The sequence below is a fragment of the Paenibacillus sp. UNC496MF genome (assembly GCF_900113915.1).
Taxonomy (GTDB): Bacteria; Bacillota; Bacilli; order Paenibacillales; family Paenibacillaceae; genus Paenibacillus_Z; species Paenibacillus_Z artemisiicola.
On the sequence record NZ_FORE01000014.1, the window covers coordinates 170,438 to 183,442 of the forward strand.

The 13,005-nt window shown below is 44.0% G+C and carries 9 protein-coding genes; 1 reads left to right on the plus strand and 8 read right to left on the minus strand.

Annotation, left to right across the window (positions count from 1 at the left end; translation table 11 throughout):
- Positions 1-44: 44 nt before the first annotated feature.
- The 5 genes from BMZ79_RS25000 to fabD are packed head-to-tail and all read right to left on the minus strand — an operon-like array spanning position 45 to position 8,603.
- A complete protein-coding gene (locus BMZ79_RS25000) occupies positions 45-1,226 on the minus strand; it encodes an aminotransferase-like domain-containing protein (RefSeq protein WP_143089074.1) in 1,182 nt (393 codons plus the stop codon).
- Positions 1,227-1,243: 17 nt separating this feature from the next.
- Entirely contained in the window at positions 1,244-2,368 is a 1,125-nt protein-coding gene (hppD, locus tag BMZ79_RS25005) for a 4-hydroxyphenylpyruvate dioxygenase (protein WP_090645495.1), read from the minus strand.
- 37 nt (positions 2,369-2,405) lie between these two features.
- Entirely contained in the window at positions 2,406-3,764 is a 1,359-nt protein-coding gene (locus tag BMZ79_RS25010) for an FAD-binding oxidoreductase (protein WP_090645497.1), read from the minus strand.
- A 31-nt stretch (positions 3,765-3,795) separates the two neighbouring features.
- Positions 3,796-7,365 carry a type I polyketide synthase gene (locus BMZ79_RS25015; RefSeq protein ID WP_090645499.1) on the minus strand — a complete coding sequence of 1,190 codons (3,570 nt, stop codon included), beginning with the start codon at positions 7,363-7,365 and terminating at the stop codon, positions 3,796-3,798.
- Entirely contained in the window at positions 7,350-8,603 is a 1,254-nt protein-coding gene (fabD, locus tag BMZ79_RS25020) for an ACP S-malonyltransferase (RefSeq protein WP_090645502.1), read from the minus strand. Before fabD ends, BMZ79_RS25015 begins: the two co-directional genes overlap by 16 nt.
- Before the next feature lie 370 nt (positions 8,604-8,973).
- Between fabD and BMZ79_RS33785 the strand changes: the two genes are divergently transcribed.
- Positions 8,974-9,453 (plus strand): DUF6147 family protein, encoded by a 480-nt coding sequence (locus BMZ79_RS33785; RefSeq protein ID WP_143089075.1) that lies wholly within the window; start codon positions 8,974-8,976, stop codon positions 9,451-9,453.
- A gap of 44 nt (positions 9,454-9,497) precedes the next feature.
- Here BMZ79_RS33785 and BMZ79_RS25025 read toward each other — a convergent pair whose 3' ends face one another.
- From BMZ79_RS25025 to BMZ79_RS34805, 3 genes are all read right to left on the minus strand, one after another.
- Positions 9,498-10,280: a DUF4367 domain-containing protein gene (locus tag BMZ79_RS25025; protein ID WP_143089076.1), complete on the minus strand. Its 783-nt coding sequence runs from the start codon at positions 10,278-10,280 to the stop codon at positions 9,498-9,500.
- Entirely contained in the window at positions 10,277-10,858 is a 582-nt protein-coding gene (locus tag BMZ79_RS25030) for an RNA polymerase sigma factor (RefSeq protein ID WP_090645507.1), read from the minus strand. Before BMZ79_RS25030 ends, BMZ79_RS25025 begins: the two co-directional genes overlap by 4 nt.
- A 1,432-nt stretch (positions 10,859-12,290) precedes the next feature.
- Positions 12,291-12,449, minus strand: coding sequence for a hypothetical protein (locus BMZ79_RS34805; RefSeq protein ID WP_218154779.1), 159 nt, complete (start codon positions 12,447-12,449; stop codon positions 12,291-12,293).
- Positions 12,450-13,005 lie beyond the last annotated feature (556 nt).

Genomic DNA, 13,005 nt, shown 5'->3' on the forward strand with positions numbered 1-13,005 from the left:
CTCTCCCCTTCCTGGTTCTAGACCGACCTACGGATCCTCTTATGCTAGAGATGCCTTTTCACCAATCGGGACAACCTTGCAATCCCATCTTCAATCTTGTCCGGATTGTTAAATGAAAAATTCAAACGGACCGATGAAGAAGCCATTTGGCTGGGTTTCACGGCAAATACGCTGCCGGGGAAAAAGGTCACTTTCTCCGTCGCAATCGACTCTTTGAATAACTCCATCGTGTTGATAGATTCAGGGAAGCGAACCCACATAAACAAACCGCTTGAAGGAACCGTCCATGCTCCAACCTCACCCAACTGCCTAGCTAAATGATCTATCATGACATTTCTCCGCAAACGGTATTCCTGGCGCAAATGATGAAGGTGTTCGGTAAACTCGTCTTTTTGGAGGAAATTAGCGGCAATCTGCTGAGTCAGCGTTGCAGTATTAATATCCGTTGCTTCCTTTACGATAGACAGCTTCTCGATTATCGCGTCATTTGCAATGATCCATCCTAATCTCAAGCCAGGTGCAAGTATCTTAGAGAACGATCCCACATAAAATACCCAATCGGACTGAAAGGACTTGATCGCTGGAATCTCACTATCTTCATAAGCCAAGAAACCATACGGATCATCCTCAATAATAGGCACTTCGTAAACCGCGGCCAATTGAGCCAGCTTTTGCCGCTTTTCTTTGCTCAATGTATAGCTGAGCGGATTATGACCGCTTGGAATCACATACATACAAGCCGGACGCTCTTCGGATTGCAAGACTTGCTCTACCTGGTCCACATCAATCCCCGATACTGGATCGGTTGGTACTGTCAGCACTCTTGGCTGAAAAGGCTCCAGCACTTGAAGAAACCCGGTATAAGTCACTTCTTCGGCTAGCACCGCCCTGCCTGGATCAAGCAAGAGACGTGCCAATAAATTGATTCCTTGCTGCGCCCCGGCCGTGAGAAAGATTTGGGAAATGCCGCACTCGACACCACGCTGACGCATCAACAATTGAATTTGCCGTTTCAACTGCTCCGTCGGAGGCGCATACTGAAGCGGATCCGATTGCCGGAGCAACGCTTCATGTGCCGATACGGCCAGTTGTTCCGTCGGAAAACACTCGGCATTGGGTAATCCCAAACCAAAAGAGATATACTCCGGACCACTTGTTAACTCAAGCATATCTTGTAAGGCAGAACGCTTTGTATCCTTCGTCCAAGCCGCTAACCGATGAGCCACGTGAACCTCTCCTGTCTTTATAGATTCCCTCTTTTTAATTGCTCACGCTCGATCGCTTCAAATAAAGCCCGAATGTTCCCGTTCCCGAATCCACGCGATCCTTTCCGTTGAATGACTTCAAAGAAGAGCGTCGGACGATCTTCCATCGGTTGAGCAAATATTTGCAAGAGATAGCCTTCCTCATCCCGGTCAACCAATATATTAAGCCGGTTCAACCTATCGACGGATTCATCGATCTCCCCAACACGTTCAGGCAGCAAATGATAGTATGCATCCGGCGTATAAAGAAACTTCAATCCATTCTTCTCCAAGTTCTCTACAGACTTAATAATATCGTCTGTTTCTAGCGCGATATGTCCGACCCCTTCCCCCCGGTTATAGTCGAGAAACTCCCGTACTTGGGATTTCTTTTTTCCTGGGGCAGGCTCAACGATCGGAAATTTCACCCGTTCCGAATCATTTTGCATCGCCTTGGTCATCAATGAGGAGGTATCAGAGCTTATTTCATCTTTATCAAATGAATTTAATAAATGGAAACCGAATACTTTTGCATAATAGCCCGCCCACTCGTCGATGCTTTCGACATTAATGGCAAGATGGTCAAAGCGGGTTAAGCACGTATCATAAGAGGAAACGCTTTGATTGACTTCTTTAAAGTCAGGTAAAAATAAGCCTGCATATTCCGTACGCTCGACTAACGTATGAACCATTTCGCCATAAGCGCCAATCCTTGCAACCTTCACCTTGCCATATTCATCTTCGATCGTATGCGGCGACTCAAGCGGAATGCCGCCATTTTTAATCGCGGTTTGATAGAGCTTTTCGATCTCTTTGACTCGGAAGGCAATATCCTTCACACCATCTCCATGGGTATGAACAAACCGCGCGACTGGATGCTCCGGTTCATAAGCGGAGGTAAGAATAAGATTGATCTCGCCTTGCCGCAATAAATAGGAGCACACATCACGATGACCGGTTTCCAGCCCTTTATACGCAGCGATTCGAAAACCGAACAGCTTGCTATAATAGAAAACGGCTTGTCTTGCATTGCCTACCAAAATTTCAACATAATCGATATCCTCGATCGGAAACACATCGCTCACAAACTGCTCTGTTTTCATCTCTATTTTTGCGTTGCTCATCTTTTTTCTCCTCCTCCGTAATATGAAACTAAATCCTTTAAAAGATCTTCCCTGGATTCAAGATATCGCTAGGATCAAATAGCTCTTTTATTCTCTTCATCCACATGACAGCGTCGCCATGCTCTTCGGTTAGATATTGTCTTTTTCCAAGCCCCACGCCGTGTTCTCCCGTACAGGTTCCGCCTCGCTCCAATGCAAAGCGGACGATCAACCCATTTATCTTGTCCGCTTTGGCCACCTCCTCCGGAAGAGAGAGATCTATCGGAAAAACCGCATGATAATTGCCATCGCCAATGTGTCCAAGAATTGCGCCCTGCAGGTCCTCCGCTTGCATGGCTTCTCTGGCATAGCTGACTGCTTCTGGCAACACGGATAAGGGAACACATACATCCGTCGTCATTAACTTCTTCCCCGGTGCAGCAGCTGCTATGGCAAGAGCCGCCTGTCGCCTTGAATCCCACAATTGTTGACCGTATGCCTCATCAAACGTATAATTCCATTCTATTGCTGCCTCATCCCGGATAATTTCGTAGACCCGTTCCCAATCAGCGGCGACCGTGCTTTTCCATCCGCTTAATTCTAAAAATAAGGTTGGTTTCTCCATATATGTCGTTTGCGTATATGAATTGATCGCCTGAATCGTATATTCGTCTACTAGCTCCAGCTTGCTTGGTCGTATCGAACGGTACAGCATTTGATTCGCGGCCTTGCAAACTTTATGCAAATCAGGAAAAACCACCTTTGCATAAAGAAATGTCTCCGGCATGGCGTATACACGCAATGTAAGCTCTGTAATTACAGCAAGCGTTCCTTCTGATCCCGCCAGCAGTTGGGTTAAGTTATAACCCGCTGAAGATTTCTTCGCCAAACTTCCTGTGCGCATGAACGAGCCATCCGCCAATACGGCCTCCATCCCCAAAATTTGCTCCCTTGTCGTCCCATAACGTACTGCACTGCAGCCGCTGGCGTTGGTGGCCGCCATTCCTCCGAGCGTTGCATCTACTCCAGGATCAATGGGAAAGAAGAGTCCATATTTCTTCAGCGCTTGATTCAGCTGCAGTCGCGTCACGCCCGGCTCTACCCGTACAGCAAAATCATCCTTCCGGATCTCCAAAATCCGATTCATATGCGTGAAATTTAAGCTTATACCTCCTTTAACGGGAACGACTTGACCTTCTACGCTTGTTCCCAATCCAAAAGGCACGATGGGACACCTGGTCCTATTGGCATAAGCGACAATCTCTCTTAATTCTTCTCTATCCTTAGGGTAGATCACCACATCAGGTAGATGCTGTGCATGGTAAGAAGTAAGATCCTGGCTGTGTTGCTGACGTACGGTTGCATTCGTGCTCAATCGTTCGGGGTCGCCTATGATTTGAATCAGATCTTCTACCAATGCTTACCGATTCTCCTCCCGTTATAATCCGTTAGATGAATTGAACCTCTATGCAATGATTTAGTATCTTTTTCAATTGCTCTTGGTCCGGTTTCCTCCAAACCAGTCCAAACTGCTTCAATAGCCACTCTGTCTTATCGGAGAGCATCACAACATGTGCGCGCTCTTTCTCTTCCGGTTCCTCAAAGAACCCAAAATGAAGCAATAATTGGTGAATATAAGGACCAAGTTGTTCATCTGCGTAGTGATCGCTCATAAAGTCTATAAATTGTCCATACGAAACCATTTTCACAGGTAATCCGGATGATTTGGCCGCTTCCCCCAGTTCATGGAAGCTGGTCTTATCCATGTTCATCAGATGATAGGTTTCATTGCTTAACTGTTCCCGGTTAAACAGCAGGCATATACTGCGGCTCACATAATCGATATAAGTAAAATCGATCTCTCCTTGATTGCTGTCAGGGAAAATATTCATTTTAATCATGGATTGGATAATCGTGTACAAACCGTTGTCTTGAATGTTTTCTTGGAATTTACCCGTTATGGAATGGCCCATAATATTACCGACCCTGAAGATATTACAGTTCAATCCTTGGTTTCTTGCCTCCACGATCAGCTTTTCCGCTTCTAATTTACTCTCACCATACGGATGGCCTACTTCTTGACCGATATCATGATCGTATTCCGTAAACACAACGCACTTTCGATTTTTTATTATCCCTTTGGAAACAGCGGTAGTCGAAATAAAGTTAATCGCTTTGGGTTGTTGATCATGCGCAAATTGAATGATGCGCTTCGTACCTTTGACATTGTTCACTTCAAAATCCGTGTAATCGCCAAAATGCTTCACTTTCGCAGCAGAGTGGATGATGCAATCTACCGTTCGAGCGAGCGATTGATAAGCTTCGTCCGCCAAACCGAACCTCTCATGCACCAAATCCCCATTAATAAGCGTTACTCGATCCCGATCAAATGGACGAAATCCAAAATAATACGTCCATTTCTCTGTTAATCGCGCCTCAGATTCTGCTTGTGTCTTACCTCGGACAAGGACATAGAGATGACTGTTGGTCCCTTTCAGCAAATCACTTAACAAGTGAATGCCTAAATACCCGGTTGCGCCAGTCAAGAAGATATGGGAATAATGGTGAACCTCAGTAAGATCCAAACGTTCCATTTCCGTATATTTCATCTCATATTTATGAGTTTCTTCTTGAATATACCGCTGCATTTCCGGAGAAACCGCTGACGGGGACTGCGAACTACGCTTTAATTTCTCCAGCTTGACTTCAGGGCTGTCTGATTGCGCTTTAATGTGTTTCGCAAGTTGATAGATTGTTCGATAGGTGAACAGGTCGCCAAGTGCCACTTGATATTGGTCATGGAGTTTCGAGACAAATTGTATGGCTACGAATGAGTCTCCTCCCAGATCAAAGAAGTCTTCATGGATATTCACAACTTTTAGCCCTAATATCTTTTGCCATACAACGGCGATATCAAGTTCTTTTTTACTGTAGCTGTTATCTTCTTTGCCAGTCATTTTAATCGTTTGCGATGATGATGTTGATTCACTCGGCAGAAGCTTCTTCAACGTATCTAACCACTTCTCTGCCTTCGATCCGATTGTTGCATCAAGAGGATCCAGACTACGTTCTTCTAAGTAACCTGCCACCTCCCGTATGGTTTGGAGCAGTTCCGGATTTGCCGCATGGATTGCGTGCGTCTCAGGGACCTCAATCCAGCACCGAACGCGATCAAACGGATAAGATGGTAGCGGCACTTTATATGCGGAATCGTTGCGATATAGCTTGTCCCAATCAATGTCGGCTCCTTTTACATATAAGTCTGCCACCTTGATAAGCAAGTTCTCTTTCCCAATGTCGGTTCCAAGTACTTGCTCCACGTACTGACTTGCTTCTTTACTCTCAAATGACTGCGCTGCATGCCAGTAAAACACATTTTGTTCGGTTTCTTCCCAGCCATGCTGGGCTAATTTCATTATCTTGCATTCAAGGTCCCGTATATTATGGACAACCATTGCAATACGATATGGATAATGCGCTCTTCCTGTTCCCGCTGTAAAACAGATATCCCTTAGATTGACCTGTTCGCTCTGTTTCCGAGTAAGATCACGTACATAATCAGTTAGCAATCGGTGTAAGGCTGTTTCGGTTTTGGCAGAAAGCAAGAATACATGCGGACCGTTTTGTACGGTCTGATCCTCTTTCCTTTGGGGAGCCTCTTCCAACACAATGTGACAGTTGGTTCCACTCATCCCAAAAGAACTTACGCCACAAAGACGAGGTCTTTCTTCCGTTTCCCATTCTGCCAATTGATCATTAATATAAAGAGGGGACTCTTCAAACGAAATATTTTGGTTCGGTTTATGGAAATGTAAGCTGGCAGGAATCTTCTTATGCTGTAAACTCAAGGCAGCTTTTATAACCCCTGTAATACCGGCCAAACTATAAGTATGGGCGTAGTTGGATTTAACGGATCCAATTGCGCAAAATTGTTTCTTGTCGGTGTAACGCCTAAATGCATTCGTGATTCCCTCAACCTCGATGGGATCACCCAATCGGGTTGCCGTCCCATGCGCTTCAATATAAGAGATGTGTTCAGGGTTGATTCCTGCATCTTTCCACGCTTCGACGATAACAGCTTCTTGCGTAATCGGATTAGGAGCCGTGATGCTAACCGCGCGCCCATCGTTATTGGATGCACTTCCTTTAATCACCGCATAAATATGATCATGATCCCGAACCGCTTTGCCAAGCGGCTTTAAGATCAAGGCTGCAGAACCTTCACCGACTGCGGTTCCATCCGAGTTATCCGCAAAGGTTCGCGTTCGGCCGTCGGAGGATTCCATACCAACACGAGATCCAATATCGATCGGAAGCATGTTAATCTTCACTGCACCCACGATCGCCTGATCCATCTGACCATTGCGCAGCATCTGAACCGCAGCATTGACTGCGCTAAGTGATGAAGAACAAGACGTATCGATCAACAACGCGGGTCCATGCAGATCTAATAAATAAGATATACGGCTTGCTGTCATTGGCCCTGAATTGCCTGGATACGCCAAATAAGTGGACTCCGGCTCTACTTCCTGGATGATCGTTTGGTAACTTAACGGCTTGGCTCCTTCACTGCTCACAATCACGCCTGTTTTTGATCCGATCAGTTTTTTACCGCCATATCCAGCGTCTTCTATTGCCTTCCAAACCGTTTGCAGGAACAAGCGTTGATTGGGATCCATCAGTTCGGCTTCTTTCGGCGTGATCCCGAAAAACGCATAATCAAATTCATCGATTTGTTCTAAATACGATCCTCGAAAATACTTGACGGTATCATTCAACGCGTTTTTAAAGCGTAAGTAGGCTTCAATGTCACCTTTGCGTTCTTCTGGGAAATCACCTGAACAATCCATTTCGTGAATTAAATTACTCCAAAACTCTTTCTGATTCGCCGCTTTGGGATAATGCATGGCCATACCGATGATCGCGATTTCTTTTGTCGATTCTTCATGAATGATTGTCGAGAATGATCCCGTTGTGCTGCTGTTGCTTTGTTTATCAAAGTTCAGAAGCTTGGCCATGTGAAATCCCCCTGTTCCGACAGCGTAAACTCTTTTACGACCGGCATTCGGAGCAGTTGTTTCAACCGTTTCTGCTGCTCCCAATGTGGTGTTCCTTTTGTTTCAAATACAGATTGCAGCATCAATAAAGCTCCTGCCATCTGCTCTCTGGTCGGATCTTGCTTGGTTTGATCCAAATGCATGGCTAGCTGCTTCACCTTCTGATAAGGTTCAATTACACCTTTCCGATAAGCCTCTATATCCCAATTGCGGTTTTTGGTCGCTACCGCGATCGCCAGGCACTTTCCGATAAAAGAAGGTTCGGTATTCTCTCGATTGAACACTCCCTTTGCCTTTGGAATATCACTTGCCTCTCCTTGAGACACGGTTATGATGGAACTTGTCATTTTTTTCATTAAGTTTTGCAGCACTTGTTTCGGCCCTAGCTCAATCGCGATTTTGACATTTTGAAGCCGTAAATAATCGATCGATTCCTGCCATCGAACCGGCTCAGTCAATTGCCTGGTCAAGCGTTCGATGAGATGATCCGACTCATGCGGAAGAGCAGTCACATTAGAGATCACGGGGTAGTCTCCCTGGCGAAAGCTATACGAGGACAGGATCTTGTTAAATGGTTCGGCTGCAGGCTGCATCATAGGGCTATGAAAAGATGAACTCACTCTCAAGGGATTAACTGTCGCCATCTCGGAACCTAACCGTTCAGCGACTTTATTAACCGCCTCTTGATGACCGGACAGCACGAATTGTTCAGGTGCGTTGTAACATCCAATGACCACCGGCTTCTCCTTGGTCGAGATTTGCACACACAAGTGCTCAGCCCGCTTTTGATCTGCCTGGCCAATTGCTGTCATGACGCCCAGACCGTTTGGATCCGCTTCTTGCATCAATATCCCGCGATGACGCACGATTTGCAGCGTATCAGCAAACGAAATCGCTCCACTGCAGGTTAATGCAGTGAATTCCCCCAAACTATGCCCCGCAGCATAGTCCGGCCGAAGCCCAATCTCGTCCATATAAACACGATATGCGGCTACGCTTGCTGTCAATAAAGCAGGCTGCGTATACGCTGTTCTTGATAAATTGGACAACCCGTCCTCAAAACATAGAGAAGATAGCTTGAACTTAAGCACTTCGTCCGCTTCTTCAAAGGTTCTCCTAGCTACAGAAAATTGGTCGGCAAGACTCTTACCCATTCCTATGTATTGGGAACCTTGACCAGGAAATAATAGAGCAATCAATGATATAGCCTCCTTTTCGGTAATTTTCGGATCTCATTTTCTGTGTAATACCCCCCTCATAATCATCTTTTCAAAACGCTATATAAATCAAATAGATAGAACAAAGAGTCATAATATTCTGAATTTAATTTAGAGCGAAATTGGGATTATCTCTTGAGTAGCTCCGATTACGAGTAGGTGATAGAAAACGGCGATTTTTTCAGGTCTATAGATGTAAACCTTCGCATAAGGGGGTTGGTTGCAAAAAAGTTAAAAAAATTGGCGAATATACGCTTAAGAAATAAATGATAATAATTTTGCAACCCGGATCAAGTAAATGCTGTTTACTATTAAAGAAGCAAGAATACCGATTTATTGAAAGGGTGCCCTCATGAAACAATTGTCCAAATTGATCTTCTTGATTTTCACTTTAGTTATTCTTATTACTACGATTTCAATACCGCCAAGTTTGCAGGCTTCCGGCTTAAAGCCAGGTGTAAAAACATCTCCTCCGCCTACAGAAATATCGATTCTGGGTTTTTTCGATCCTATATTTAAATATTTGGATCAAGGGGATAGCAACACACTCGACAGAGGCAATGAAAATGCAGAAATTGATGTATCTACAATTGCAAAACAAACCGTTGCTTCGATTGGGGTTAATATTTATCTGGAGAAGTGGACTGGCTCTGAGTGGGTGCAAATTGGATCAAGCACGGTTAGCGCATCAAACAAAATGATCATGAGCGGATATGCCATATTTAGAATCACCACTGGCTATTATTACAGAGCACGTACTGTTCACTGGGTAAATCATAATGGTACATATGAACAAGGTGAGCGATATACGAATACGATCCTTGCGAGATAAATGAAAAAGGAAGAGCGATAGACCGCTCTTCCCTTTAGGAAGCCTTATTTTATCTTTTCCGCAATTTGGATGATCTCGTCCTTCGTTAATGATCCGGTAATAGAGACGACAATGTTCCCTATCATGTAGTCAAGGCTGGATCGCGTATCCTTCGTTATGAGCAGATAAGCCTTCTGGCCGTTAACTTGAACTTCCGTATATTCACCTGCAATGTTATCCGTTCCAGATGTGACGGTTTCGTTATGCTCCAGCATTCGGAAAGTAAGTAAGAAGTTTTTCTTTTCTTTTGTATTGGTGTATATTAATACGGCCCTCGTGGCTTCCGCTTGACCATTTCTGAAAAACAAAACAACATCCTCAAGTTTATATTTTTGGGGCACGAAGCCGATTTTCGGATTAGAAAAAGCAATATTCTGCGAGGCCTCTTCCCACGTGGAATAATGTTTTTCACCTAGAAGCCCGTTATCTAATACTTGTCCCTCACTGGAGTTGCCATTGTCAGGCGGCGGAGCTGTTTTAGCTTTGCCCTGGTACTCGCTGTCGTTTCCGAAGATGATGCTTGATACGCCTGATTGAATACTTTTTATAGCTTGTGAAAAAGGGGTAAATGCTTTTGATACCGAAGGAGTTGCGAAAAGAAAAGCTCCGATAATGACCATTGCTGCAACAGCGTATGGAATAAATCTATATTTGCGGATGTTTCTCCGTTTTTTTAGAATCATTTCAACCCTTGCCCAAGATGGGTCGGGATCAGGAGACGGTAAATGTTTCTTTACCGCATCCTCAAAAGCAAAATCAAATGCACGGTCGAATTCCTCTTTTTTCACCTTCCTCCACCCCACTCTTTAAGAAATCGTTTTTTGATTGCTTCCCTTGCCCGATGTAATTTATACTTCACAGTCTGTTCCGTACATCCAAGCTCGGCCGCGATTTCTTTGTAAGATAAATCTTGTTTCCAGCGCATCTCCATCAGAATCCGGTTCTCCGGTTTAAGCTCATTCAAATAAGTGCCTATGCCCTCCGACATTGCTTTCAATTCGATTTCTACTTCGATAGCTTCCTTATCGGAAGATAATTCCATGCACTCATTTTTAGAGAAAATGTCTGTTTCCATTTCTTTGCGGTTTTTTTTATTCTTCTTCAAATAGGAATAGGTAGTATTGCGAACAACCGTTTTTATCCAGGCTTTTAGCTGCCCTTCATTTTCTACGACAGGGATGTGTTTAACCACCTTGAGAAATGTTTCTTGAATAATATCCTCTGCTATACCGTGATCTTTCACCATGTACATGATAACACTGTAAACCATCATGTAATATTCGTGATAAACAGCCCGCTGCAAAGAAGAATCAAGTGCTCCGAAATTAGCCGATGATAAGAGGAGTAATGTGTTTTTCAAGCTCATTCCCCTTTCACTGCCTCAAGCGAGAGGCGTGCAAACATATGTTCCTACCCATCAGACGATACTTTTTTGTCGTACTTATTAATGCTTAATTTTATTCTGGAATGGTTTTCAAATTGAGTGCGGGAATGTGGCATATGAATGCTTTATGTTAAGTAAATTGACGCTTCTGTCATCTCTATTCTATAATTTTAACACTTTAGTCTATTGTCTAAGATTTAATTTCTTTAAAATTTTCCCAGGAAAGCCATGTGCATATGATGCGTTTAAGTCTGTCTTTTGCACGTAGTAGTAATCGTCTATGTTTGGTATATAAGCTGCGGTGTGAAGATCTAGAATTGATTTAGCAGATCACGCAATGAATGGAAAGATATGCGAAGTCTATGGCTGCAATTCTTAGCTGCCGAGTCATTAATTGTATTTAATGCCCATATCGCGGATCGTAGGGAGTTTCTCGCCGGTTGTATTTCTCCACCTATCCTTGCCGATGTATACGATCCGCCAATTGCAAATACATCGGCCTTGAAGTATTAAATTCATCCATCGTTATCCCTCGACTTTGTTGTCCACGATCCATACGGTTAGTATGAATAGTCCGACCATAATGATCATGTCGTATACGTAGCCTCCTGCGTAAGTGTGTTATGCTCGGATAATAGAGCGGGAAATTGAAAAGTTCTGCCTCCCCAGTCCGCCACGTGCCGATACAAGGCAGGATTTAAATAAAGTATGTACCCCGCCGGGCTGCACCAACCACCGCAGCCCAGCACCAACGCCCGATTCTCAGCTTAAGGGACTGGTATGTGGCCCAAAGTTCCATCACCCATACGCTGAGTTCGATGGATATCCAAATCACGTGAGGAATAATGAACCATCCCACCCTCCAGATATCTGTCCAATACGGCTCAATCCAGCTTAGCTTGTGGATGGTCAGCAGTCCGGTGAACGCATATCACGAGGCGAATGAAATGACGACCATCGCCAAGCCGTTTGATACTTTGCTTAATAACAATTTAAACGACGGTTGCCCTCCGCCTTTAATCCGATGATCACCATAAGAGGAATGTAGATAACATGAATGCAACGGTAATCGTTAAGAGAACGAACATAAGCAAGGAATCTGCCTTCTCCATGTATAACGTCAGGATGGCAACTCATGCATTCAAGACGAGACCGATGAAAAACACAGTTCTTGTTAACTTGAAATCCTTCATGAATAAAAGCTGAGCACTGCCACATATCTGTTTCACCCTTTTCCTTATTCAAATGATCTAGTGAATTAATGAACTAGTACACTAATTCACCGTTACATGTAGGTGGGAACATGTAAAAAGGCAAAAGTGAAATCCCTTTTGCCTATTCAAATAAGATACCGCAGATAGGATTAACAAATGAACTGACATGCACAAATAAGAGGCCACCGCCAACAGTAGCCTCACGCTATATTTCTTATCTTCCTCTCAACCATCGGAGCAGTATGATAAACGAAGTCTTCAACTTCCTTCTGTGCAACTTGCTTCTTCTGGTCTGCATGTTCTTGCGTAATGTCGCCTTTTGCTTTGACAGCATCGACTTTAGCATTGATGTCAGACAAAAGAACATTGATTAAATTGTGACCAGATACACTATGATTACATCATTGCGATTCCGTAGGAACATTGCTTGCTACGGACTCCGCTAGTTCAGAACTGAAGCTTATCTTATTGGTATTGGAGTTTTACGAATTAGTATCTCCAATAGTATGTCTAGCCAAGAACCTGTCCAGGATCTCTGCCATTGGTCTGTCTTCCAATGGTCCTTTTAGCTCGTTTCTAACCAGTAGCAATGCAGCCGCGGGAGGCATATCAATCGTCCGAAGCGCTTCGACCAGGGTATTCTCCTCATCACTGAGTCGTTTTATGTATTGTAACTCTATCGGTTTAGGTGTTTTCATAGTTTCACTCTTTTCGGGAGAGGTGTGTCTCTCCAAGCAAAAGGTCAATTAGAGCCTATTTGATAATATTCATGTCACTCGATCTGGTAAATTTGAGATTCCTGTGTAACACTGCACTTTTATGCTTTGACATTAGCCGTAAAAGATGCAGTGTTTTAGTGCCAACTTTTTTAATTCGACATTAATTTAGCACTCCTATTCTTAATCATAAAACGAT